The 24,624-nt window shown below is 62.0% G+C and carries 14 protein-coding genes and 2 pseudogenes; 11 read left to right on the top strand and 5 right to left on the bottom strand.

Annotated features, from left to right (window positions below):
- The first annotated feature begins 72 nt into the window (after positions 1 to 72).
- The 3 genes and pseudogenes from ACZ5M5_RS17695 to ACZ5M5_RS17685 all read left to right on the top strand — a co-directional run bounded on the left by ACZ5M5_RS17695 (position 73) and on the right by ACZ5M5_RS17685 (position 4,940).
- Entirely contained in the window at positions 73 to 2,985 is a 2,913-nt protein-coding gene (locus ACZ5M5_RS17695) for a hypothetical protein (protein WP_464737706.1), read from the top strand.
- Between the two features lie 284 nt (positions 2,986 to 3,269).
- The gene (locus ACZ5M5_RS17690; RefSeq protein ID WP_103308047.1) at positions 3,270 to 3,620 is read left to right on the top strand and encodes a metalloregulator ArsR/SmtB family transcription factor; all 351 of its coding nucleotides are present in this window, start codon (positions 3,270 to 3,272) and stop codon (positions 3,618 to 3,620) included.
- A gap of 37 nt (positions 3,621 to 3,657) precedes the next feature.
- Positions 3,658 to 4,940, top strand: a pseudogene (locus ACZ5M5_RS17685) (arsenic transporter).
- 140 nt (positions 4,941 to 5,080) lie between these two features.
- On the opposite strand, the pseudogene ACZ5M5_RS17680 reads toward ACZ5M5_RS17685, so the two are convergent.
- A pseudogene (locus ACZ5M5_RS17680) lies at positions 5,081 to 6,045 on the bottom strand (DUF1853 family protein).
- A gap of 273 nt (positions 6,046 to 6,318) precedes the next feature.
- On the opposite strand from ACZ5M5_RS17680, the gene ACZ5M5_RS17675 reads away from it, so the two are divergent.
- From ACZ5M5_RS17675 to ACZ5M5_RS17640, 8 genes are all read left to right on the top strand, one after another.
- Positions 6,319 to 7,209 carry an NAD(+) kinase gene (locus tag ACZ5M5_RS17675; protein WP_003180647.1) on the top strand — a complete coding sequence of 297 codons (891 nt, stop codon included), beginning with the start codon at positions 6,319 to 6,321 and terminating at the stop codon, positions 7,207 to 7,209.
- Positions 7,206 to 8,180, top strand: coding sequence for a metallophosphoesterase (locus ACZ5M5_RS17670; RefSeq protein ID WP_177431676.1), 975 nt, complete (start codon positions 7,206 to 7,208; stop codon positions 8,178 to 8,180). The genes ACZ5M5_RS17675 and ACZ5M5_RS17670 overlap by 4 nt, the downstream gene beginning before the upstream one ends.
- Positions 8,177 to 9,049 (top strand): rhomboid family intramembrane serine protease, encoded by an 873-nt coding sequence (locus tag ACZ5M5_RS17665; RefSeq protein WP_060741981.1) that lies wholly within the window; start codon positions 8,177 to 8,179, stop codon positions 9,047 to 9,049. Before ACZ5M5_RS17670 ends, ACZ5M5_RS17665 begins: the two co-directional genes overlap by 4 nt.
- Positions 9,050 to 9,094: 45 nt before the next feature.
- Positions 9,095 to 9,355 carry a YeaC family protein gene (locus tag ACZ5M5_RS17660; RefSeq protein ID WP_060741982.1) on the top strand — a complete coding sequence of 87 codons (261 nt, stop codon included), beginning with the start codon at positions 9,095 to 9,097 and terminating at the stop codon, positions 9,353 to 9,355.
- Positions 9,352 to 10,182: a DUF2797 domain-containing protein gene (locus ACZ5M5_RS17655; protein ID WP_460078121.1), complete on the top strand. Its 831-nt coding sequence runs from the start codon at positions 9,352 to 9,354 to the stop codon at positions 10,180 to 10,182. Before ACZ5M5_RS17660 ends, ACZ5M5_RS17655 begins: the two co-directional genes overlap by 4 nt.
- A gap of 13 nt (positions 10,183 to 10,195) precedes the next feature.
- Positions 10,196 to 12,853, top strand: a complete 2,658-nt coding sequence (pepN, locus tag ACZ5M5_RS17650) for an aminopeptidase N (RefSeq protein WP_464737705.1) — start codon at positions 10,196 to 10,198, stop codon at positions 12,851 to 12,853.
- Positions 12,854 to 13,223: 370 nt separating this feature from the next.
- Positions 13,224 to 14,276: a WD40/YVTN/BNR-like repeat-containing protein gene (locus ACZ5M5_RS17645; protein WP_464737704.1), complete on the top strand. Its 1,053-nt coding sequence runs from the start codon at positions 13,224 to 13,226 to the stop codon at positions 14,274 to 14,276.
- Positions 14,277 to 14,319: 43 nt separating this feature from the next.
- The gene (locus tag ACZ5M5_RS17640; protein ID WP_464737703.1) at positions 14,320 to 16,695 is read left to right on the top strand and encodes an efflux RND transporter permease subunit; all 2,376 of its coding nucleotides are present in this window, start codon (positions 14,320 to 14,322) and stop codon (positions 16,693 to 16,695) included.
- Positions 16,696 to 16,864: 169 nt separating this feature from the next.
- On the opposite strand, the gene ACZ5M5_RS17635 is transcribed toward ACZ5M5_RS17640, so the two are convergent.
- The 4 genes from ACZ5M5_RS17635 to ACZ5M5_RS17620 form a co-directional block, all read right to left on the bottom strand.
- Entirely contained in the window at positions 16,865 to 19,123 is a 2,259-nt protein-coding gene (locus tag ACZ5M5_RS17635) for a hypothetical protein (RefSeq protein WP_464737702.1), read from the bottom strand.
- Between the two features lie 11 nt (positions 19,124 to 19,134).
- Positions 19,135 to 21,552 (bottom strand): dermonecrotic toxin domain-containing protein, encoded by a 2,418-nt coding sequence (locus ACZ5M5_RS17630; RefSeq protein WP_464737701.1) that lies wholly within the window; start codon positions 21,550 to 21,552, stop codon positions 19,135 to 19,137.
- 248 nt (positions 21,553 to 21,800) lie between these two features.
- A complete protein-coding gene (locus ACZ5M5_RS17625; protein ID WP_464737700.1) occupies positions 21,801 to 22,520 on the bottom strand; it encodes a FadR/GntR family transcriptional regulator in 720 nt (239 codons plus the stop codon).
- A 255-nt stretch (positions 22,521 to 22,775) separates the two neighbouring features.
- Entirely contained in the window at positions 22,776 to 24,512 is a 1,737-nt protein-coding gene (locus ACZ5M5_RS17620) for an IlvD/Edd family dehydratase (RefSeq protein WP_060741989.1), read from the bottom strand.
- Positions 24,513 to 24,624 lie beyond the last annotated feature (112 nt).

The following is a 24,624-nucleotide window of genomic DNA, read 5'->3' as shown; positions in this document are numbered from 1 at the left end:
TCCTAATCACCTTACGTTCACTGCGCCTCTACTGTTTTATTGGGCAGCCCCTCAACCATCGAGGTGTTCTCCATGGAAAAGCGATTCCCCCCGCGTTGCTCGCCCGACAACCAGACGCTGCTTGACCTTCGCCCACCCATTTTCCCGGGTTGGACGCGTCCGGTGGAAGACTATGACGCCGGCATCCCGGCCAGGCTGGTGGAAGGCGGGTTGCTCTGCATTGTCGATCCCTGGAACAACATGGAGATCGGTGATGCCTTCAAACTCTACTGGAACGACGAAACCACCCCGGTCTGGAGTACGAATATCGACGCAAACCAGAAAGACTACCGTCTGGTTTTCCGTATCGATGAGGGGCATATCGTCAGGGGCGACGCTTTCCCTGTGTTCTACAGTGTGCTGCCCGCAGGCGCCGCGGATCCCCTGAAGTCGGAGCCGAAGTGGAAGCTGCTGGTCAAACTCGACCCACCCGGCGGTTACGATGAAGACCAGGGCACACCGGGCCACTCGGGCCTGGAGTACTCGATTCCCCAGGACATTATTGAAAATGGCGTTGGCCCCGAAGAGGCTGCGGCGGGTGTGCCGGTGACCATCAAGCCTTACAAGTTCATGCGCCGCAATGACAGGATCAATCTGGCCTGGGGCACGCAAAACATCTACCGCACGGTGGCCGAAGGGGAGGAGGACGAGGAGATCATCATCACTGTCCCCCTCGAGGTCATCGAGCTTGCCGAAGACAGCGATGCCCTTGCCGTGGCCTATCAGGTGGTTGATGAATGCGGCAACTACCCAGGCGGCTACTGGCGCTGGTCGGCGGTGAGCCATGTTCTGGTGGATCTGAACAATAACCGGCTCGATCCGCCGTTGGTGCTGGTCAATGGTTTTCCCGTTGAAGAAATCGACCTCGCCGAACTGGCCGGAAATCCGGTCACTGTGCGGGTTACCGCCAACCGCTACGAGCATGCCATCGGAGATCTCTTGCGCATGACTTGGCGCGGCACCGCCGCCGACAGTTCACCGGTGATCGTCGGTCCGCTGGAGGAAACGGTTCAAACCATTCCCTACTTCTACGATTTCACCATCCCCCATGCCGATGTCGCGGCGATCGCCAAGGGGCGGGCCACGGTGGGTTACGTGCGGATCCGCAGTGGCGAGAGGGACCTTCCGTCGAAAAGCACCTCTGTGACCGTGATCGGCGATACCCGCCAATACCTGGCCCCCGACATTGTGGAAGCCGTGGGCGGCACGCTGGACCCGGACCTGAATTTCTACACGCTTTCCGTTCCCTACTATCCGGGACGTGTCGCTGGCGATGAGATCATCATCATTTGCGACGGTCGTACCTCCACCACGCTTCCGACTTACCATGAAGTGACGGCCATCGTGGGCGATGAGGCGGTTGGCGCGCCGGTATTGGCGAACCTGGACAAAGAGCAGGTCAAGCGCCTCGATGGCGGTTCGCTCACGGTGTACTACAGCGTGAACGGTCAGCCCGAATCGGAGTCCTTGAGGTTGACGGTGGGTGCCGCGGCGCCGTCGCTGCCGATTCCTACGGTCGTGGAAGCGCCCAACGACGTGTTGAACCCGGACGACGTCAACCCTGTCATCGGCGCCAACGTCATCGCCACCTACACCGCAACCCTGCCCGAGGATGTTGTCGTGCTGCGCTGGCGCGGCTCGTCGAGCAATGCCCCGGACCAGTCGAGAACCTTGACGGGTAATACAGCGGGCAAGGTGGTGCCGTTTACTGTGCCGTTCAGGTATGTGAGCGAGAACCTCAATGGCACCGTGGATGTCAGCTACTCCATCACCCGTGGCGCTACGCCCCTGGGCAACTCCATCGTCCGGCACCTGACGGTCGGTTCGGCCTTGGAACTGACGGCCCCCTCGGTGAAAGAGGCCAACGGTGCCACCCTGAACCCGGTCAATGCCAAGGATTCGCTGACCATCGTGGTACCGGCCAACGCCGCGCTGCAGCCCAGCGACAAACTGAAAGTCACCTGGACCGGCGCCCCGGGCACGCCCGCCGAAGGCTCCTACACCTCGGACGAATGGCCCGTCAGGGACGGCTGGGAAGTACCGATCGACAACAGCGTAGTGGCGTTTAGCTTGGGCAAGGCGGTGACCGTCACCTATACGGTGATCCAGGCTGGCGTGGAGTCGCCACCTTCGGATTCGTTTACGCTGAATGTACAGGCGATGCCTGCGGCCAGCCTGGCGATGCCTCTGATTCCGGAGGCGGCGCAGGGGGGAATTGGTAGTGAGTTGGACCTGGGTAGCTTCACGGGGGATGCCCGTGTCACGGCGGCACCTTGGCCGCTGATTGCCGCCGGCCAGCGGGTCTGGCTAAGCTGCGAAGGGGTCGCCAGTGATGGGTCTGACTATACGATTACGCTTTACACCAATAAAGAAGTTGTCCAGGGCGAAGTATCTGCCGGGCTGTCTAAAGAGATTCCTCGGGCCGAGCTTGAGAAACTGCGTGATGGATCTCAGTTGAAGGTGGTGTTGCGGGTTACTTTCAATCGCAGCAACAGCCAGAGTGAGGCGGTTACTTTTCCGTTGCGGACCTATATGGTTCGAAACGAAGAGCGGACGGTGGATCATTACACCCCATTTGATGGTGGGAATGCTAATGGTTGGGAAGATGCAAAATTGTTTGAAGTCGTTCATGAGGATGGTAACTATTTTGGCCGAATGGGGCGGGAGGCCCCAGCTGACCACGGGGGAGCATTGTTGCGTATTTCACTCCAGCAGGGTGTTCGCTATGAGCTTAGCTTTGTTTGCCGCAGCCTTTCCGGCGCCACTCCCTTGGTTTTTTTTGGCAATGGATCCGGGCAGCGACAATTTAGCCTCCTCATCTATCCTCTGCATAGCTGGGAGCCATATTCAACTGTCTTAACACCTGACGCTCCAATCGATATGCTGGGGTTCAGTACAGAAATTGGGATCACCGATGTGGATAATATTCGCATTCGCCAGCTATAAAGAAAGCGGATCTTGACTGCTTAACCAAATGGTTTGCGGCGACATGTGGCGCTGGGTATCCGCCGGATAATGGCGAACCGCGCTAGCTGACATAACCCGTACCCCGTGGCGAGGGAGCTTGCTCCCGCTGGACTGCGCAGCAGGCCCCTTTGGGCGGTCGCTGCGCAACCGAGCGGGAGCAAGCTCCCTCGCCACAAAAGCGTTTTGCGCGACCTATCCAGGGCTTTACTGAGTATTCGAATATCCATATATTCGCCATTCGCTCATCCCAGGCTTCCCACGCCATGCCCGATTACCCCAATCCCGTCGATGTCTTCAAGGCCCTGGCCGATGACACCCGTACGCGCATTGCGTTGCTGGTGGCCCGTGAAGGCGAGTTGTGTGTCTGTGAGCTCACCGCCGCGCTGGGCCTGAGCCAGCCGAAGATCTCCCGGCACCTGGCGCAGTTGCGCAACGCTGGGCTGCTCAGCGACCGACGCCAGGGGCAGTGGGTTTATTACCGCCAGCACCCGCAGTTACCGGCCTGGGTCAGTACGATGCTGGAGCAGGCGTTGGCGGCCAGTACCGCCTGGCTGACAGCGGATGTGCAGCGCTTGAATGCCATGCCTGATCGTCCGGTGGCACGTTGCTGCTGATTACTTTTTTCCCATCCCTTTTTCAAGGCTGTAGCGCATGCTCATCGCGTCATTGATTTTCCTGCTGACCATTACGTTGGTGATCTGGCAGCCCAAGGGGCTGGGCGTTGGCTGGAGTGCGACGCTGGGGGCGGTGCTGGCCTTGTTGAGCGGGGTGGTGCAGGTCAGTGATATCCCGCTGGTCTGGCAGATCATCTGGAACGCCACCGGGACGTTCGTCGCGCTGATCATCATCAGCCTGCTGCTGGACGAGGCGGGGTTCTTCGCCTGGGCGGCCTTGCATGTGGCCCGCTGGGGAAAGGGCAGCGGGCGCAAGCTGTTTGCGTTCATGGTGTTGCTGGGGCGCTGGTGTCGGCGTTGTTTGCCAATGATGGGGCAGCGTTGATCCTGACCCCTATTGTGATCTCGATGCTGCTGGCGTTGCGGTTTTCCCCGGCGGCGACCCTCGCGTTCGTGATGGGCGCCGGTTTCATTGCCGACAGTGCGAGCCTGCCGCTGGTGGTGTCGAACCTGGTGAACATCGTCTCGGCGGACTTCTTCGGCATTGGTTTCAACCGTTACGCGGCGGTCATGGTGCCGGTGAACCTGGTGAGCGTGGCGGCCAGCCTGGCCATTCTGCTGTGGTTCTTCCGTCGCGACATTCCGCGCGACTATGACCCCGATCAACTGGATGATCCGGCGACGGCGATCCACGACAAGGCGACGTTTTATGCCGGCTGGGCGGTACTGGTGATCCTGCTGCTGGGCTGCTTTGCCCTGGAGCCGCTGGGGATTCCCATCAGTGCGATCTCGGCGGTCTGTGCTGCGTTGCTGCTGGCGGTCGCGGCCCACGGCCACAAGATCTCCACCCGCAAGGCAATGAAGGAAGCGCCCTGGCAGATCGTGATCTTTTCCCTCGGCATGTACCTGGTGGTCTATGGCCTGCGCAACGCCGGGCTGACCGGTTACCTGGCCCACTGGCTCGACGGTTTCGCCGAATATGGCGTGTGGGGCGCGGCCATGGGCACCGGTGTGCTGACGGCGCTGCTCTCGTCGGCCATGAACAATTTGCCGACGGTGCTGATCGGCGCCTTGTCCATCGATGCCAGCCAGGCCACCGGGGCGGTGAAGGAGGCGATGATCTACGCCAACGTCATCGGCAGTGACCTGGGCCCGAAAATCACGCCGATTGGTAGCCTGGCGACGTTGCTGTGGCTGCATGTGCTGGCGCGCAAGAACATCCAGATCGGCTGGGGGTATTACTTCAAGGTCGGGATTGTGCTGACCGTGCCGGTGTTGCTGGTGACGTTGGCGGCGCTGGCTGTGCGGTTGTCCTTCTAGAACCGAGTTGGCTTCATCGCGAGCAAGCTCGCTCCCACAAGGGCGTGCATTCCAGTGTGGGAACTCACTTTTGCAGAAAAGTGCTTTCCAATGTGGGAGCGAGCTTGCTCGCGATGAGGCCCTGACAGGCAGCACAAGGCTCAGCCACCGCCCGGCACATCCGGCCAACGATCCGCCACCAGGAACACCCGCTCGGCTTCTTCCCAATCACCCTCGGCGTTTTCACTCAGGCGCACCATCAATTGCGCCGGCGCCATGGGGTCCAGGGCCATTCGCCAGGCCTCCAGTTGCGCGGTGCTCCAGGTTTGCTCGGCCGGATAATGCGCCGGGGCCAGCCAGGCGGCGCGGGGCAAGGGTTGCCAGCGACCCGGCGGACGTTGGGCAATGAACGCAGGCCAGTCCCGTTGACGCAGCCAGCGCCCGCGTAAATGCCTGGGGTGGGCGCCGGCCGGTGGTTCGGCCTGGCCCGGCCAGGGGTAGAGCAAATACCCGCCCAGCCAGAGTTCGGAGCGAAACAGTTCGAGGCCCGAAGGCTCGATTCCCAGTGCCGCCAGGGCCTCGCGGCTTTCCGGGCGGGCCGAGATCGGCAGTTGGTGTTCGCGCAGATGCGCCAGCTTGCGGTCGAGCCGGTCATGGCAGCCCGGGCCCAGCCATTGCGCGGCGTCCAGCCCGTTTCCGTGCTGGGGCCCGAGGTACAACTTGATAGCCAGCTCCAGGTGGTGGATGCCGTCGCGATCACGTAGCAACAGGTCCAGTTCCCCCAGGGTATGGCCTTCGCGCCGGATCGGCAGGTTCGCGGCGATCAATTCGATGCCTGGGGCATGCTGCACGGCAAACTGCCACAGTCTTTCGTAATACAGGCCCAGGCGGCGCGTTCGCCCTTGGGACAGGCAGTGCAGCAACGGATAGCTGTCGCGGTCCAGTTGCCGCAGCCAGTGTTCCAGTCGGCCAGGCTCCTGCACCCAGTCACTGCCAGCCAGGGGATGGCGCTGGGCCAGGGCGTGTCGATGAGCATCGGCGGGGCGATGATCGCCCACGCGAGATCGCGCACTTCGGGATGGTGCAGGCGTCGGGGCAAGTCCAGCAATTCAGGGAACAGGATCATTTTGCGAGCATAGCCGCTCTGTGGCCAATGCTGTTCATTCCAGGAAAGTAAAGAACCCGTGGCGAGGGAGCTTGCTCCCGCTCGGTTGCATAGCAACCGCCCCAAGGGGCCTGCTTCGCAGTCCAGCGGGAGCAAGCTCCCTCGCCACAGTGGTACAGCTAAACCTTGGATGAACAGCATTGCGCCATGGGCAAGGCTTAAAGGATTTTGTCTACGGCGCGCTTTCGCCCATAATCGTGTTTTTCGCCCGCCGCAGACCCTCGCAGGAGCCTCATGGAGCAATTTCGCAATATCGGCATCATCGGTCGCCTGGGCAGTTCGCAGGTGTTGGACACCGTTCGCCGTCTCAAACGTTTCCTCCTGGAGCGGCACCTGCATGTGATCCTCGAAGATACCATCGCCGAAGTCCTGCCGGGCCATGGCCTGCAGACGTCGTCGCGCAAGATGCTCGGCGAAGTCTGTGACATGGTCATCGTGGTCGGCGGCGACGGCAGCCTGCTGGGGGCCGCCCGGGCCCTGGCACGACACAACATCCCGGTGCTGGGGATCAACCGGGGCAGCCTGGGGTTCCTCACCGATATCCGCCCCGACGAGCTGGAGATCAAGGTCGCCGAGGTGCTGGACGGCCACTACCTGGTGGAAAACCGCTTCCTGCTGCAGGCCGAGGTCCGCCGTCATGCCGAGGCCATCGGCCAGGGCGATGCCCTCAACGACGTGGTGCTGCACCCCGGTAAATCCACGCGGATGATCGAGTTCGAGCTGTACATCGACGGCCAGTTCGTCTGCAGCCAGAAAGCCGATGGCCTGATCGTCGCCACCCCCACCGGTTCCACCGCCTATGCGCTGTCGGCCGGCGGGCCGATCATGCATCCCAAGCTCGACGCTATTGTGATTGTGCCCATGTACCCCCATACCTTGTCTGGGCGACCGATCGTGGTCGATGGCAACAGTGAGCTGAAAATCGTCGTGTCCAAGGATATGCAGATCTACCCGCAAGTGTCCTGTGACGGCCAGAACCATTTCACCTGCGCGCCGGGCGATACCATCACCGTCAGCAAAAAAGCGCAGAAGCTGCGCCTGATCCATCCGCTGGATCACAATTACTACGAAGTCTGCCGGACCAAGCTTGGCTGGGGCAGTCGGTTGGGGGGTGGAGGCGACTGATGCTCGATCCTGCGCGCAGTTACGATTTGATCGGTGACGTGCATGGATGCGCCCTGACCCTGGAACACCTGCTGGACCGACTCGGTTACCACAAGCAGGGCGGGGTCTGGCGGCATCCGTCGCGCATGGCCGTGTTCCTGGGGGACATCATCGACCGTGGCCCGCGGATCCGCGAGGCGCTGCACATCGTCCATGACATGGTCATGGCCGGCCAAGCGCTGTGCATCATGGGCAACCACGAGTTCAACGCCCTGGGCTGGAGCACACCGGCATTGCCGGGCAGCGGCCAGCGCTACGTGCGCGAACACACGCCGCGCCATGCCCGCCTGCTCAACGAGACACTGACCCAGTTCGAGCAGCATCCCGGCGACTGGCATGACTTTCTCGAATGGTTCTATGAGCTGCCGCTGTTTGTCGACGCTGGCCGCTTCCGGGTGGTGCACGCCTGTTGGGATGCCGGCCTGATCGAACCGCTGCGGGGCCTGTTCCCGGACGGTTGTGTGGACGAGCATTTCCTCCAGGCCTCGGCGCAACCGGGCAGTTTTGCCTGCACGGTGTTCGATCGCTTGCTGCGCGGCACGGACATGCGCCTGCCCCACGGCCTGACGCTGACGGGGGGCGATGGCCTGACCCGTTCGTTTTTCCGCACCAAGTTCTGGGAAGACAACCCGCAGACTTACGGCGACATCGTGTTCCAGCCCGACGCCTTGCCGGAACCGGTGGCTCGCACGCCGTTGTCGTCGGATGAAAAAAACAACCTGCTGCGCTATGGCGTCGATGAGCCGCTGTTGTTCGTCGGTCACTATTGGCGCAGCGGCAAACCCGCGCCGATCCGCCCGAACCTGGCCTGCCTGGATTACAGCGCGGTGCTCTACGGCAAGCTGGTCGCCTATCGCCTCGACCAGGAAACCCGCCTGGATCCGCACAAGTTCGTCTGGGTCGATGTCGAGCGACCGGAGGTGGTGAAATGAGTGCTGTCGCGGTTCTGCGCCTACCCCTGGCAGTGGACCTGAGCGGCTTCGTCAAGCTGCTGCAGCGCATGCAGGTGCCCCATCGGGTCAGCGAAGAGGCGGGTGAGCAGGTGCTCTGGGTGCCGGATGAAATCAGCGAGAACGTGCGTGCGTTGTACGCCCGTTTTCCCGCCGGCGATCCCGATCAGCAGTTGGAACTGCCAGACACGGGGGGCACTTCCCGGCGAGCCGGGTTCGTCCAGCAATTGACCCGCCATCCAGTGACGGCCCTGGTGCTGTTGCTGAGCCTGATTGTCAGCGCGGTCACCCTGCTGGGGGAGAATCTTGCGACGCTACGCTGGCTGACCTTCCTCGAGTTTCGCGTCGTTGGCGATTACATCCAGTTCACGCCGTTGGGCGATAGCCTGGCGGCGGGGCAGTGGTGGCGCCTGGTAACGCCGATGCTGATTCACTTCGGCTTCCTGCACATCGCCATGAATGGCATGTGGTATTGGGAACTGGGGCGGCGGATCGAAGCGCGCCAGGGCGGTATCAACCTGTTGGGGCTGACGCTGTTGTTCAGCCTCGTCTCCAATTTCGCCCAGTACTTTTTCAGCGGGCCGACGCTGTTCGGCGGCTTGTCCGGTGTGCTGTACGGCCTGCTGGGCCATTGCTGGATCTACCAACTGCTCGCACCGAATCCGGCCTATCACTTGCCCCGTGGGGTGCTGGTGATGATGCTGGTGTGGTTGCTGCTGTGCCTGTCCGGGTTGGTTTCGCTGATCGGCTTCGGTGAAATCGCCAATGCGGCCCACGTCGGCGGGCTGCTCGTCGGGTGCTTCACGGGCTTGTTGGGCGGGCTGTTCGCTCGCCGTAAAATGGCCCTTTGACCGGCGCCTGTGCCTTTTGAGAATGCGCGATTGCGCGGAGAACCCATGTCTTCCTTCAACGAAATGATCAAGAACATCACCCCCGATATCTACAAGAGCCTGAAACTGGCCGTGGAAATCGGTAAATGGGCCGACGGCAACAAGCTCACCGCCGAGCAGCGCGAGTTGTCGTTGCAGGCCATGATCGCCTGGGAAATCCAGAACCTGCCCGAAGACGAGCGCACCGGTTACATGGGCCCGCAGGAATGCCAGTCGAAGTCGACCGAAGTGCCCAATATCCTGTTCAAGTCGGACGCCATCCATTGATCGAGATTGGCCGCGGTGCAATCAGCAAGATGTCGGCACGCCTTGACGGGCCGACCGTTCAATACGCCTTTCGCCTGGACGAGGTCGAGGTGCCGGTCAACCCGTTGATCGGCAGCACGATCCGCCTGGAGTACCTCGGTGCGATCCACTGCACCCATTGCGGACGCCGGACCAAGACCAGCTTCAGCCAGGGTTACTGCTACCCTTGCATGACCAAGCTGGCCCAGTGCGACCTGTGCATCATGAGCCCGGAGCGTTGCCATTTCGACGCGGGCACCTGCCGTGACCCGGCCTGGGGCGAGCAATTCTGCATGACCGATCATGTGGTCTACCTGGCCAACTCCTCCGGTGTGAAGGTCGGCATCACCCGTGCCACGCAATTGCCAACCCGCTGGCTGGACCAGGGCGCCAGCCAGGCACTGCCGATCCTGCGGGTCGCCACGCGCCAGCAGTCAGGGTTTGTCGAGGACCTGTTCCGCAGCCAGGTGGCGGACAAGACCAACTGGCGCGCCTTGCTCAAGGGCGACGCGACAGCGGTGGACCTGCCGGCGATCCGCGACGCGCTGTTCGAAAGCTGCGCCCAGGGATTGCAGGGCTTGCAGGAACGATTCGGCCTGCAAGCGATCCAGACCATAGCGGATGTCGAGCCCATCGAGATTCGGTATCCGGTGGAGCAGTACCCGACCAAGATCGTCAGCTTCAACCTGGACAAGAACCCGATCGCCGAAGGCACGCTGCTGGGGATCAAGGGCCAATACCTGATTTTCGACACCGGCGTGATCAACATTCGTAAATACACGGCCTACCAGCTCGCCGTGCATCAGTAGAAGGATTCGACCCATGCGCACCGAACAACCGAAGATGATTTACCTCAAGGACTATCAGGCCCCCGAGTACCTGATCGACGAAACACACCTGACCTTCGAGTTGTTCGAGGACCACAGCCTGGTCCATGCGCAACTGGTGATGCGCCGCAACCCCGAGCGCGGCGCCGGGCTGCCGCCGCTGGTGCTCGATGGCCAGCATCTTGAATTGATCTCCCTCAAGCTCGACGATGCCGACCTGGGGCAGGGCGACTATCAACTGGACGACAATCACCTGACCGTGCACCCCAAGGCACAAGCCTTTACGGTCGACACCACCGTCAGGATCCATCCGGAAACCAACACCGCCCTGGAAGGTCTGTACAAATCCGGCAGCATGTTCTGCACCCAGTGCGAGGCCGAAGGGTTCCGCAAGATCACCTATTACCTCGACCGTCCGGATGTGATGAGCAAGTTCACCACCACCGTGGTGGCCGAGCAGCACAGCTATCCGGTGCTGCTGTCCAACGGCAATCCGATTGCCAGCGGCCCCGGCGAAGACGGCCGGCACTGGGCGACCTGGGAAGACCCGTTCAAGAAACCGGCCTACCTGTTTGCCCTGGTGGCCGGTGACCTGTGGTGCGTCGAAGACACCTTCACCACCCTGACCGAGCGTAATGTGGCGCTGCGCATCTACGTCGAGCCGGAAAACATCGACAAATGCCAGCACGCCATGACCAGCCTGAAGAAGTCGATGCGCTGGGACGAAGAGGTGTACGGGCGCGAGTACGACCTGGACATCTTCATGATTGTCGCGGTCAACGACTTCAACATGGGCGCCATGGAGAACAAGGGTCTCAATATCTTCAACTCCAGCGCCGTGCTGGCCCGCGCCGAAACCGCCACCGATGCCGCGCACCAGCGGGTCGAGGCGATCGTTGCCCACGAATACTTCCATAACTGGTCGGGCAACCGCGTGACCTGCCGTGATTGGTTCCAACTGTCGCTCAAGGAAGGTTTCACGGTGTTCCGCGACGCCGGCTTCTCCGCCGACATGAACTCCGCCACCGTCAAACGCATCCAGGACGTGGCGTACCTGCGCACCCACCAGTTCGCCGAAGACGCCGGCCCCATGGCCCACCCGGTGCGTCCGGACAGTTTTATCGAGATCTCCAACTTCTACACCCTGACCGTGTACGAAAAGGGTTCGGAAGTGGTCGGCATGATCCACACCCTGCTGGGGCCTGAGGGGTTCCGCAAGGGCAGTGACCTGTATTTCGAACGCCACGACGGCCAGGCCGTGACCTGCGACGACTTCATCAAGGCCATGGAAGATGCCAACGGCGTCGACCTGGCCCAGTTCAAACGTTGGTACAGCCAGGCCGGTACACCACGGCTGGCGGTGAGCGAGTCTTACGATGCCGCTGCCAAGACCTACAGCCTGACCTTCCGCCAGAGTTGCCCGCCGACCCCGGACAAGCAGGAAAAGCTGCCATTCGTGATTCCCGTGGAACTGGGCCTGCTGGACAGCCAAGGCGCCGAGATCCCGTTGCGGCTGGCCGGTGAAGCAGCGGCAAACGGTACGTCCCGGGTGATCTCGGTGACCGAAGCGGAGCAGACCTTCACGTTTATCGACATCGCCGAACAACCGCTGCCTTCGTTGCTGCGTGGTTTCTCGGCGCCGGTGAAGCTGAGCTTCCCGTACAACCGCGACCAATTGATGTTCCTGATGCAACACGACAGTGACGGCTTCAACCGCTGGGATGCCGGCCAGCAGTTGTCGGTGCAGGTGTTGCAGGAACTGATCGCCCAACATCAGCAGGGCGCCAGCCTGACGCTGGATCCACGCCTGGTCAGTGCGCTGCGCAGCGTGTTGTCGGACGAATCCCTGGACCAGGCCATGGTCGCGGAAATGCTCTCGCTGCCCAGCGAAGCCTACCTGACGGAAATCAGCGAAGTGGCTGACGTCGAGGCGATCCACGCTGCCCGTGAGTTCGCCCGCCAGCAGTTGGCCGAGAACCTGTTCGAAGCCCTGTGGCTGCGTTATGAAGCCAACCGCGACCTGTCGAAACGCACGCCATACGTGGCCGAGGCCGAGCATTTCGCCCGCCGCGCGTTGCAGAACATCGCGCTGTCCTACCTGATGCTCACCGGCAAGCCTGAGGTGCTGAGCGCGACGCTGGAGCAGTTCGACACCGCCGACAACATGACCGAACGCCTGACCGCGCTGGCGGTGCTGGTCAACTCGCCGTTCGAGACCGAGAAGGCCAAGGCCCTGGAAGTGTTCGCGGAAAACTTCAAGGGCAACCCGCTGGTCATGGACCAATGGTTCAGCGTCCAGGCCGGCAGCCCGTTGCCCGGTGGCCTGGCGCGGGTCAAGGCGCTGATGGAGCATCCGGCGTTCAATATCAAGAACCCGAACAAGGTGCGGGCACTGGTCGGCGCGTTCGCCGGGCAGAACCTGATCAACTTCCACGCCGCCGACGGTTCGGGTTATCGCTTCCTGGCGGACCTGGTGATCCAGCTCAATGGCTTCAACCCGCAGATCGCTTCGCGGCAGCTGGCGCCACTGACCCGCTGGCGCAAATATGACAGCGCCCGCCAGGCGTTGATGAAAGGCGAACTGGAACGCATCCTGGCGTCCGGCGGGCTGTCGGCCGATGTGTTCGAGGTGGTGAGCAAGAGCCTGGCGTGACCTTGATGCCGCGGTCTGCCTGGCGGACCGCGGTGCTCCCATCGCGAGCAAGCTCGCTCCCACAGTAGATCTCCAGCGAACAGCTATTCTGTGATCAGCATGGAACCCCTGTGGGAGCGAGCTTGCTCGCGATAGCGTCAGCCCCGTCACCGCCTGGCCCCTCGCTATCACCCCACCGAATACCCCGCCATTCACCCCCAGCGCCAGCCCCCCTGGTTAACAAAAGATAACGCGGCGTCGATTGTCAGACCTTTCGAAAGCCCGATAGGATAGGCCAGCTTCCGAAGTGGCTCTAGATTGCAGGTTTCAGGACTATGCTCCAGGACTGGCAACGTACCAAGCCATAACAATAATAATGGGGGAAAGGTCTATGAATGAGCCTGTCATGGCTGTGGGCCGCTGCCGGCCGCCGATGCTGCGCAGAATCGCGTTGCTGGCTTCGGCGCTCTCGCTGCTGGGCTCTGCGGTGTTGTCGGCACCGGTGATGGCCGTTGCGGCGTCGACGTCCGATGTCATCTATTCCGTCGAATCGGCCAAGGCCAGCAAAACCCTGATGCTCGATGTGGTCCATGCCGGCCAGCGCCTGGTGGCGGTCGGTGATCGAGGGCACATTGTCTATTCCGACGACCAGGGCACGTCCTGGACCCAGGCCAAGGTGCCGAGCCGCCAACTGCTCACCGCGGTGTTTTTCGTCGACGACAAGCACGGCTGGGCCGTGGGGCACGACGCGCAGATCCTCGCCAGCGACGACGGTGGCAGCACCTGGACCAAGCAATACGAAGACCTCACCCGTGAAGCGCCGCTGCTGGATGTCTGGTTCAAGGACGCCAGCAACGGTTTTGCCGTGGGTGCCTACGGCGCGCTGCTGGAAACCACCGACGGCGGCAAGCACTGGGAAGACGCCAGCGACCGCCTCGAAAACGAAGACCAGTTCCACCTCAATGCGATCGCGGCCGTGAAAGACGCCGGGCTGTTCATTGTCGGCGAGGCCGGCAGCATGTTCCGCTCCGCCGACGGGGGCCAGACCTGGGAGAAGGTCGAAGGTCCGTACGAAGGCTCGCTGTTCGGGGTCATCGGCACCGCCCAACCTTCGACGCTGCTGGCCTACGGCTTGCGCGGCAACCTGTACCGTTCCACCGATTTTGGCGGCACCTGGGAGCAGGTCGAGCTCAAGGCCGCCCGGGGCAGCCTGGAATTCGGCCTGTCGGGTGCCACGCTGCTGGCGGACGGTTCCATCGTGATTGTCGGCAACGGCGGCAGCGTGGTGCGCAGTACCGACGACGGCGAGACCTTCAGCGTGTTCAACCGTCCGGACCGAATCTCCGTGGCGGCCGTCACGGCGGCAGGCAACGGCAACCTGATCCTGGCGGGGCAAGGCGGCGTGCGCGCCACCACATCCACCGGCGCCGAACTGAGCAAATGAGTCAGGCCTGCAAGACGGGCATAAAAACAAGAAGGCGGACCCCATGAGCAGTCATCATCAAGACAAGGCGACGTTCCTCGAGCGCCTGATTTTCAACAACCGCCCGGCAGTGATCGTCATTTGCCTGCTGGTCAGCATTTTCCTGTTCTGGCAGGCCACGCTGATCCGTCCCTCCACCAGTTTCGAAAAAATGATCCCCCTCGAGCACCCCTTCATCCAGAAGATGCTCGAGCACCGCAACGACCTGGCGAACCTGGGCAACACGGTGCGCATTTCCGTGGAAGCCACCAATGGCGACATTTTCTCCAAGGACTACATGGAGACCCTGCGCCAGATCCACGACGAGGTCTTCTACATCTCCGGTGTCGACCGTTCCGGGCTCAAGTCGTTGTGGAGCCCCAGCGTGCGCTGGACCGAAGTGACGGAGGAGGGCTTCGCCGGCGGCGAGGTGATCCCCCAGAGCTACAACGGCTCGGCCGACAGCCTCGACCTGCTGCGCAACAACGTGCTCAAGTCCGGTCAGGTCGGGCGCCTGGTGGCCAACGACTTCAAGTCGAGCATCATCGACATCCCGCTGCTGGAGTCCTATCCGGACCCGCAGGACCAGGGCAAATTGCTCGCCCTCGACTATCGGAAGTTTTCCCACGAGCTTGAAGACAAGATCCGCAACAAGTTCGAAGCCCAGAACCCGAATGTGCAGATCCATATCGTCGGTTTCGCCAAGAAAGTCGGTGACCTGATCGACGGCCTGGTCATGGTGGTGCTGTTCTTCGGCGTGGCCTTCGTCATTACCCTGATCCTGTTGTACTGGTTCACCAACTGCATGCGCAGCACCGTGGCGGTGTTGACCACCACCCTGGTGGCGGTGGTCTGGCAACTGGGGCTGATGCACGCCGCCGGTTTCGGCCTGGATCCGTACTCGATGCTGGTGCCGTTCCTGATCTTCGCCATCGGCATTTCCCACGGGGTGCAGAAAATCAATGGCATCGCCTTGCAGTCCAGCGAGGCGGACAACGCCCTGACGGCGGCGCGGCGTACCTTCCGCCAGTTGTTCCTGCCGGGGATGATCGCGATCCTGGCGGACGCCGTGGGCTTCATCACCTTGCTGATCATCGACATCGGCGTGATCCGCGAACTGGCCATCGGCGCCTCCATCGGCGTGGCGGTGATCGTGTTCACCAACCTGATCCTGCTGCCGGTGGCGATCTCCTACGCTGGCATCAGCAAGCGTGCGGTGGAGCGCAGCAAGAAAGATGCGACCCGCGAGCATCCGTTCTGGCGCCTGCTGTCGAACTTCGCCAGCGCCAAGGTCGCGCCGGTGTCCATTGCCCTGGCGGTGCTCGCCTTTGGCGGTGGCCTCTGGTACAGCCAGAACCTGAAGATCGGTGACCTGGACCAGGGCGCGCCGGAACTGCGTCCGGATTCGCGCTACAACCAGGACAACAACTTCATCATCAGCAATTACTCCACCAGCTCCGATGTGCTGGTGGTGATGGTCAAGACCAAGGCCGAAGGCTGCTCGCGCTATGAAGCCATGGCCCCCATCGACGAATTGATGTGGAAGATGCAGAACACCGAGGGCGTGCAGTCGGCGATTTCCCTGGTGACCGTGTCCAAGCAGATGATCAAGGGCATGAACGAGGGCAACCTGAAATGGGAGACCCTGTCGCGCAACCCTGATGTGCTGAACAACTCCATCGCCCGGGCCGATGGCCTGTACAACAACAGCTGCTCCCTGGCACCGGTGCTGGTGTTCCTCAACGACCACAAGGCCGAGACCCTGGACCGCGCGGTGAAGGCGGTGCAGGACTTCGCCAAGGAAAACAACCGCGATGGCCTGGAGTTCATCCTCGCCGCCGGTAACGCCGGCATCGAGGCGGCCACCAATGAAGTGATCAAGGAATCGGAACTGACCATCCTGATCCTGGTGTACATCTGCGTGGCGACCATGTGCATGATCACCTTCCGCTCCTGGGCGGCGACGCTGTGCATCGTGCTGCCGCTGGTGCTGACGTCGGTACTGGGCAACGCCCTGATGGCTTTCATGGGCATCGGTGTGAAAGTCGCGACGCTGCCGGTGGTCGCGCTTGGCGTCGGGATCGGCGTGGACTATGGCATCTACATCTATAGTCGCCTGGAAAGCTTCCTGCGGGCCGGGTTGCCATTGCAGGAGGCTTACTACCAGACGCTGAAATCCACCGGCAAGGCGGTGCTGTTCACCGGTTTGTGCCTGGCCATCGGCGTGTGCACCTGGATCTTCTCGGCCATCAAGTTCCAGGCCGACATGGGCTTGATGTTGACGTTCATGTTGCTGTGGAACATGTTCGGTGCGCTGTGGCTGTTGCCGGCGCTGGCGCGGTTCCTGATCAAGCCGGAGAAACTGGCGGGGCAGAAGGGCAATTCGTTGTTTTCCCACTGATGAGGGGCAGCCCTAGGGGCAAGCCAATGTGGGAGCGAGCTTGCGCGCGATAGCGGTGTGACAGTCAATGAAGGTGTTGAATGTCCGTCAGCCATCGCGAGCAAGCTCGCTCCCACAGGTTTTTGCTGGCGCTCAGCGACTGATCACTCCAGCCTGCAAACCCTGGTCATCAAGGCGCCAAGGGCAAGAACCTGCTCTGCGCCAACGACTTGCCGAGCTGTCCTCGATGCACGTTCACCACCGCATAAGGGCTGGTGGCCTTGGCCAGCAGTGAGTGGTAGTGCTCCTTGCGTTGTTCCTTGGTCTTCAGGTGCGCGACGCTGAAATTGTCCTTCGGTGTGTCAGCCGTTTCGTAGTGAAAATGCGCATACCAGAGGGGAGAGCCATTACGGTCGTTGATGGCGTACTCCTGGAGGAAATCCTTGCGGCTTCCTTTCAAGGCCGTGCGTTCGCCGAGACGTGCGACTTGTATCAGGTTCTTTTCGAACAGGAACCGCAGGTTGCCGTCGGTAGGCGGCAATTGCAGGCTCAATTCGGTGCGCAGGGCACTGCCCTTGGCGGTCAGGCTGGATACCGCGTCTGACAACTGTTGGCTCAGTGCCTGGTCTGCCGGGGTAAGCGGGGTTTGCGCTGCGGTGAACGCCCGGTCGAGTTCCTCGGCAAGCTTGCGAAACCGACTCGCCTCGTTGTTCATGATCTCCTCGATTTCCTGAGGATGGCGGCAGTTTTTCTTGTAGCTTTCAGCGCGGTGCATGCGTGCGTCCAGCTCGTCGAGCAGTTTTCGCGCATCGGCCTTGATCGCCTTGACCGATCTTGTCTCGGGTGCCGGGACCGGGCGGCGTACTTCGACGACATCCCAGACATCATCATGGCGGGAATAGGTGGCGAGGATCTCGTCATCGACTTGCGAGCGCAGCTCGACGACTTCAATCGGCAAGGAGGTGCCGGCCGGTTTCAGGTCGCCAATCAAGACGCCATTGTGGCGGGTCCTGATCAGCTTTTTCTGGGCGTGTGCAGCGGCTGGCCTGGGGCGTTTCGGCGGGCGTTTGCGTGGTTTTGGCTCGGGTTTGATTTCGGCGGCGAGTTTGCCCGACACCTCCTGGTAAAGACTGTCGACCAACTTGACCAGCCTGTCGAAATAGGACGCGTGGATATCGTCGGGGTAGAGGGTCTTGACCCCCTGCAACGCATCCAGGGTCTTGCCATAGCGCTCGGTCAGGCTTGTCAGGATTTCGAGTTGTTCCTGCGGCGTCAGCTCATACAGCCGTAGCTCGCTGTGGGAGCGCGTTTGTTCCCCCAGCGGTACGACGATGCGAAGCAGGACGGCGGGCACGTCCGATTGGGGATTTTTGATCGACAGCATGGGAAGCGTAGAAAGTTGCAGGGCTTTGCGGCTGATGGCATTGCCTTCGTTCAACGGACGGTCCCTGGTCAGGCGTTCGAACGCCTGGGCGCCATCGGCATCGAAGTTCAAGAGGCGCTCAAGGTATTCGTCCTTGAGTTCCAGCCAGTAGATCGCTCGATCATTGATGTCGCTCATGAGGTCGAGGAACTTGATGTAGTCCTGCATGTGGTGGGTAAGGACTTCCTGGACATCGCTTTCTGCTCGAAACCTGGGGTCCCTGTTCTTGGCGGCTATGTAATCCATTTCGGTGACCACGACGGCCTTACGGGCATTGTTGATCACGTTTTCAAAGAGTCCGCGCATGTACTTAGGTGTAAGCCCGATACCCAGGCTGGCGCGTTCGGACGCACTCTTCATCAGTTTCAAATAAACTTCGGTCTGCTCCTGGAGCAGGTCATGGAATATTTTGCGTTTCGGCTCCCGCTGCGCTTCGGTGTAAGTGCTGCCTTCCTGGAGCCTTGTCATCACTTGCTGGGCCACGTCGAGGGCTTTCTGTCGATCGTCTTCCTGCGCCACCCACTGGTTGAGTTCCTCGGTCAATTCCCCGATACGCTGCAGATTGGCACGACGCTGTGCATCCATCCGCTTGGGCGGCGCACCGCCCAGCAGGCGCAGACGCAGATCGAGGGACCAGCGGCCCTGGCGGTCGGTTTTCAACGGCGGACCGTTGCGGCTGGGGTCGAGTGGGTCGACGATGGTCGCGCTACCGTCCGCTTCAGGGTTGACCCGATACAGAGCGCCTTCCACCTCAGCATGCCATTTGTTGTCGATCACGTACAAACCCTTGTACGGGCCATAGCCGATGGGGTCGGGCATTGCCGGAGGACGCAGTGCCTGCAAGCGCAGCAGCCGGGTGCGTTGTTCCGGTGTCAGGCGCTGGCCGGCGCTGGCGAAACTGAAGTCCAGGCGTCTACTGGCAGCTTCGGTGTGCGCGCCAGGCACGGCGATGGTTCCCTCCGCCACGGTGGGTGGCGCTGGCGCTGGCCACTGCTCGGCAATGGTGCGTGGCGCCGGGGGACGCATGGCTTGCTCCTTCAGCGATGGGCCACCGCCGCACGGGTGACCGGCGCATGACCGGTGGGCAGTTGGCTCACCAGCATGGCCAGGTTGACGAGCAGGTCGACGGCGGCCAGCTCCCGCGCCACCGGATCCTCGCTGATCAGGGCCGGAATGTCCTGTCGGGCACTGGCCATCAGGTTCCATAGCCAGGCAGTGGTCATGACCGGACCGCGCAACAAAGGGAACAGCAGCGTGTTGAACAACAGGCCGCCGCCCTGGAGCAACACCGCCCAGCGGCTCTCGCTGTTGGACACCGAGTTCCGGTCGGCCTGGGTGACCAGGGCCTGGGCATTGCAGCCATAGAGGTATTGCATGAGCTCGCCGTTGTGCAGCGCTTGCAGCAGTTCGTCGTGGGTATCCTGCGTGGCGAGTGTGGCCGGGGCGGGTTTGTCGGGGGCGCTGAACTCGTCACCGGGAAAGAACCGCACGATGTGTGGCTCCAGGAAACCGCCGTTGGCGTACACCGGGCGGGCGGCGTCGGACAGCCAGGTCAGGACGCTGTTCTGCAGATCCCCGGCGGCGGCAATGGCCTGGAGCAGCGCCTCCCGTGTCGGGAACTCTTGCAGCGCAGGGGCGTAAAGCGGTCGATACAGTAGGTGCGGGCCGACCGTGGTGTCCTGCGCTTCGATCAGGAACATGTTGGTCACGCTATCGGGTTGGGCCTGGGGCTTGCGCATTAAACCCAGGTGGCGAATGACCACCGGCCGACCGTTGAGCTGTTGGCTCGCCGCGTCAGGTTGGAGAACCGCTTCCAGCAGGCGCAGGCCTTGGACAGTCATGCCGTTTTCGTTGTCCAGCCGCTGTTTCAGCGCTTCGAGGGCCAGTTGCGCAGGGATTTGCTCGGCGAACATCCGTTGGCGGTTCTTTGCCTGGGGCGAGCCACCGAGCAGGTGCTGTTGCAGGTAGCGAGGATAGGTCGTGCCAATGTCGACCTGCTCGACCAGCCCGGTCACGAAGTCCGGGGTCAACCAGGTCGGCAGCGTCAGGCCCAGGCGATGGCTGAGCGTGAAGTGGCCGCTGGGACGGGCGACGAGATTGTGGATGGCCAGTTCGGTCAGGCTCATCTGCCGCTTCTCGCTGAGGCCGATGGTCCCGGGGTAGCCTGCGGAAACGGTGAAGGTCAGCAGCACATCGTCGGGTTGGTATTGGCTCGATGACACCTTGCCCGGGCTGCTGTCGTTCGTTTGCCCCATGGCGCTGGACAAGGCACTGGCGGTGAAGGCCTTGATGTCCTCGATGCCGCTGAGGAAGCTCTGGCCCTGGTGGCGTTTTTTGGCACTGGCCAGGGCCAGGCTGTAGTGCTGGAGCGTCGTCTGGTCGGCGATGGAGCTTTTTTTCAGCCAGCGGGGCAGCAAGGGAGCCAGGCGTGCCGAGGTTTGCGGCGAGAGTCGGGGGGCTTCCAGCAGGTAGCGAGCCGGGTCGCTCAAGTCGTTGTAGAGGTTCTTCAGGCTTTGCAGGTCGATCCCGGCGGGCAGTTGTACAGCCTTCAGGTCGGCCAGTTGTTGCTCCAGCAGCATCGCCGCCTGGCTCTCGAAGACGTCGCCGCTTATCTCGTAGCGCTGGCAGGTGACGGTGTCGACGGTGTAACGGCTGGCGATCGATGCGCCCCAATGCCGATTGAAGGCTTCCAGGGAGGCAAAGGATTGCACGGCGCTGCCGGGACTGCACAACAGCAAGTCGGTGGTGCCTTTCGTGGTGCGGACCAGGAGGATCTCGCTGCCGACCAGTACGCTGCTGGTCGTGCCCCGGGTGATCCGGGTTTCCAGGTTGTAGGCATACACAGGCGCCTGTCGGTCGAGACAAAAGCGCCGTTCCCGGTCCGGCCAACGGACGACCTGGTCAAGGGCTTCGCGGGCCGTGTCAGCGAGCCCGGGCTGTTGCAGCCCATGGATGCTCAGCATGTTCCTCAGCACATCGCTGAGCCAGCGCCAGCGGTTGCTGCGGCTGTTCGCACCGGTTGCGTCAATGTCGTCGCCCCAGTAACGGACCAGCGCATCCTCCAGCCCGAGCGGTACGCTCCAGGCCAGTTCCAGCAGCGAGTTCTTGATGACCTGGATGTCCACTTCCTGGTTGCCTGCCCGGAGCCGGTGGGGTGGGGTGTCGGAGAGAAAACAGTCCAGGTTGCCCCGTGGGCTGAAATCCATGGGTGTGCCAACGGCCAGGTGATCGAGCACCACGGGCATGAACGGCTGGAATTGCCAGGCGCGTCCGGTGGCGTCCGGAGTCGCCAGTTGGACGGTGGAGAGGTCGATGTCCAGCCAGGGGTATGTTCGCTTGATGGCTTGTTCGAGCATGCGTTGCGCGATTTGTTCGAAGGTCGGGTGACTGGCGAATTGCAGGCTGACGCTTTGCGTCAACGCAGGGATGGAGTCTGCGGAGGAGGGAGCGGTCATGAGAAGTCCTTTTCACAAAACATGGCCGTCGGGATGACGGCGAGAAAAGTATCGACTTCTCGGTTCGGTGCGGGTGGTACATAAATACCACCCGCTGAGAATAATGCCGGTCAGTCAGTCAAGCCAAACCTCGTAGGAGCAAAGCTGCTCAGTCAAGCCACGACCCTGTGGGAGCAAAGCTTGCTCGCGACAGTGGACTGGAGTGCGCCCCATCGCGAGCAAGCTTTGCTCCCACAAGTCTGACCTTATCAGGCGGGATCGTTGCCCAGCACGACGCTCAGCGCGCTACGGGCATCGTCCAGTTGCACCAGGGTGGCGTGGCGGGCACCGAGGGCATCGCGGTTCTCGATGGCGGTGAGGATCGCCTTGTGCCGTGGCATCGCCAGCTCGTGCAGGTTGGGCCGCTGGTTGGAGTGCTTGAGGGCTTCGGCGATGGCCACCGACAACATGTTGCACAGGTTGGCGAGCAGGTCGTTGTGGGTGGCGTCGGCGATGCGGCTGTGGAAGTCCAGGTCTGGTTGCAGCACGGCCTCCGGGGTCGGGGCGGCTTCCATGCGTTGGTAGGCTTCACGGATAGCGGCGATGTCGGCCTCGTCGGCGAACTGTGCGGCGAGGGCGGCGGCGGCCGGCTCGATAATGCTGCGCACGCTGGTCAGCAGGTTGAAGAATTCATTCTGCGGGCTGCTCTGCATCAACCAATGCAGCACATCCGGATCGAGCATGTGCCATTCCCGCCGGGCCTTGACCACCGTGCCTACGCGCGGACGCGAATACACCAGGCCCTTGGCGACCAGCACCCGCGTGGCTTCGCGCAGCACCGGGCGGCTGACCGCATACTCTTCGCACAACAAGGCTTCGGCGGGCAGTTTATCGTCCGGCTTGAAGCGCCCGGAAACGATCTGCATGCCCAGTTCCTGGACGATGCGCGCGTGCATGCTCTTGCGGTCGGAGGGTTTACGGTAATCCATGGGACGCGGCGCGATCCTGTGCGAGGGGAGTGTTGCGCATGATAGCAGGCGCGGCGATGGCGGGTCGCTAGTGCGATTTTTGATTTAGATACAGACCCATTGTGGGAGCGAGCTTTTTGTGGGAGCTGAGCTCGCTCGCGATGAGGCCTTTCCAGTCAACATCTCTGTTGTCTGTGACACCGCTATCGCGAGCAAGCTCAGCTCCCACAAAAGCTTGTTCCCACAAAGGCTTGCTCCCACAGGGGATGGATGGCTTCAGTGGGAGTGGCGTGGTACTTCGGCGCCGCGGCAGCCCACCAGGAAGTCGAAGTCACAACCCTGGTCCGCTTGCAGCACGTGGTCGATGTACAACTGGCGATAGCCACCCACGAGCAGTTGCTGCGGGGGAGCGAGGTCGGCCAGGCGCGCGGCGAGTTCGGCGTCGGGGATGTCCAGGTGCAGGCGACCGCTGGCGCAGTCGAGCTCGATCCAGTCGCCTTCCTTCACTGCTGCCAGAGGTCCGCCGGCCGCTGCTTCCGGTGCCACGTGCAGCACCACGGTGCCGTAGGCGGTGCCGCTCATGCGCGCATCGGAAATCCGCACCATGTCCGTCACGCCCTGGGCCAGCAGCTTGGCCGGCAAGCCCATGTTGCCCACTTCGGCCATGCCCGGATAACCCTTGGGCCCGCAGTTCTTCATCACCAGGATCGAGTTGGCGTCCACGTCCAGTTCCGGGTCGTTGATCCGGGCCTTGTACTCGTCGAAGTTCTCGAACACCACGGCGCGACCGCGATGCTGCATCAGTTCGGCGGTGGCGGCGGACGGCTTGAGCACCGCCCCCAGTGGCGCCAGGTTGCCGCGCAGCACGCAGATACCGCCATCGGCGCGGATCGGGTTGTCCAGGGTGCGGATGACTTCGTCCTGGCCGTAGATCGGCGCGTCCTTGGTGTTCTCGCCGAGGCTCTTGCCGTTGACCGTCAGGGCATTCGGATTGGGAATCAGATTGGCCTCGCCGAGACGCCGCAGCACGGCGGGCAGACCGCCGGCGTAGTAGAACTCTTCCATCAAAAAGCGCCCGGACGGTTGCAGGTCGACGATGGTCGGCATGCCGCGACCGATGCGGGTCCAGTCGTCCAGGTCCAACTGCACGCCGATGCGTCCGGCAATGGCCTTGAGGTGGATCACCGCGTTGGTGGAACCGCCGATGGCGGCGTTGACGCGGATGGCGTTTTCGAAGGCTTCCTTGGTCAGGATCTTCGACAGCTTGAGGTCTTCACGGACCATTTCCACTGCGCGCATGCCGGACATATGGGCCAGCACATAACGCCGTGCATCCACGGCCGGAATCGCTGCGTTGTGGGGCAGGGAGGTGCCGAGGGCTTCGGCCATGCAGGCCATGGTCGAGGCGGTGCCCATGGTGTTGCAGGTACCGGCCGAGCGGGACATGCCGCCCTCGGCCGCGAGGAAGTCGTCGATGGTGATGGTGCCGGCCTTGACCTGTTCGCTCAATTGCCAGACCACGGTACCCGAACCGATGTCCTGGCCTTTGTGCTTGCCGTTGAGCATCGGCCCGCCGGTGACGACGATGGCCGGGACGTCGCAACTGGCGGCGCCCATCAACAACGCCGGGGTGGTCTTGTCGCAACCGGTGAGCAGCACGACGCCGTCAATCGGGTTGCCGCGAATCGCTTCTTCCACGTCCATGCTCGCCAGGTTGCGGGTCAGCATGGCGGTGGGGCGCAGGTTCGATTCGCCGTTGGAGAACACCGGGAATTCCACCGGGAAGCCCCCGGCTTCGATCACGCCGCGCTTGACGTGCTCGGCGATCTGCCGGAAGTGCGCGTTGCACGGCGTCAGCTCCGACCAGGTGTTGCAGATGCCGATGATCGGCTTGCCGTGGAACTGATGGTCGGCGATGCCCTGATTTTTCATCCAGCTGCGGTACATGAAGCCGTTTTTGTCGGCGGTGCCAAACCATTGGGCCGAGCGCAGGGAGGGTTTCTTATCAGACATGATCGATTCTCTTATTGTATGACTATATTGTTCGAGCTTGAGTGTAACATAAGCGCAAATTGCGCGCTTTGGAAGTGTTGTTGGGTAAATAGTATTACTATATAGTCCGATT

Source organism: Pseudomonas sp. Van50, assembly GCF_055390755.1.
Note: the sequence above shows the minus strand (reverse complement) of the source record. Positions and strands in the feature narration are given on the sequence as shown.

Bases quoted from the DNA above. Each gene is read 5' to 3' on its own strand.
- ACZ5M5_RS17665 (WP_060741981.1), top strand. From the start codon at position 8,177: ATGAGTGCTGTCGCGGTTCTGCGCCTACCCCTGGCAGTGGACCTGAGC.
- ACZ5M5_RS17675 (WP_003180647.1), top strand. From the start codon at position 6,319: ATGGAGCAATTTCGCAATATCGGCATCATCGGTCGCCTGGGCAGTTCG.
- ACZ5M5_RS17695 (WP_464737706.1), top strand. From the start codon at position 73: ATGGAAAAGCGATTCCCCCCGCGTTGCTCGCCCGACAACCAGACGCTG.
- ACZ5M5_RS17620 (WP_060741989.1), bottom strand. From the start codon at position 24,512: ATGTCTGATAAGAAACCCTCCCTGCGCTCGGCCCAATGGTTTGGCACC.
- ACZ5M5_RS17660 (WP_060741982.1), top strand. From the start codon at position 9,095: ATGTCTTCCTTCAACGAAATGATCAAGAACATCACCCCCGATATCTAC.
- ACZ5M5_RS17625 (WP_464737700.1), bottom strand. From the start codon at position 22,520: ATGGATTACCGTAAACCCTCCGACCGCAAGAGCATGCACGCGCGCATC.
- pepN (WP_464737705.1), top strand. From the start codon at position 10,196: ATGCGCACCGAACAACCGAAGATGATTTACCTCAAGGACTATCAGGCC.
- ACZ5M5_RS17630 (WP_464737701.1), bottom strand. From the start codon at position 21,552: ATGACCGCTCCCTCCTCCGCAGACTCCATCCCTGCGTTGACGCAAAGC.
- ACZ5M5_RS17690 (WP_103308047.1), top strand. From the start codon at position 3,270: ATGCCCGATTACCCCAATCCCGTCGATGTCTTCAAGGCCCTGGCCGAT.
- ACZ5M5_RS17640 (WP_464737703.1), top strand. From the start codon at position 14,320: ATGAGCAGTCATCATCAAGACAAGGCGACGTTCCTCGAGCGCCTGATT.
- ACZ5M5_RS17645 (WP_464737704.1), top strand. From the start codon at position 13,224: ATGAATGAGCCTGTCATGGCTGTGGGCCGCTGCCGGCCGCCGATGCTG.
- ACZ5M5_RS17635 (WP_464737702.1), bottom strand. From the start codon at position 19,123: ATGCGTCCCCCGGCGCCACGCACCATTGCCGAGCAGTGGCCAGCGCCA.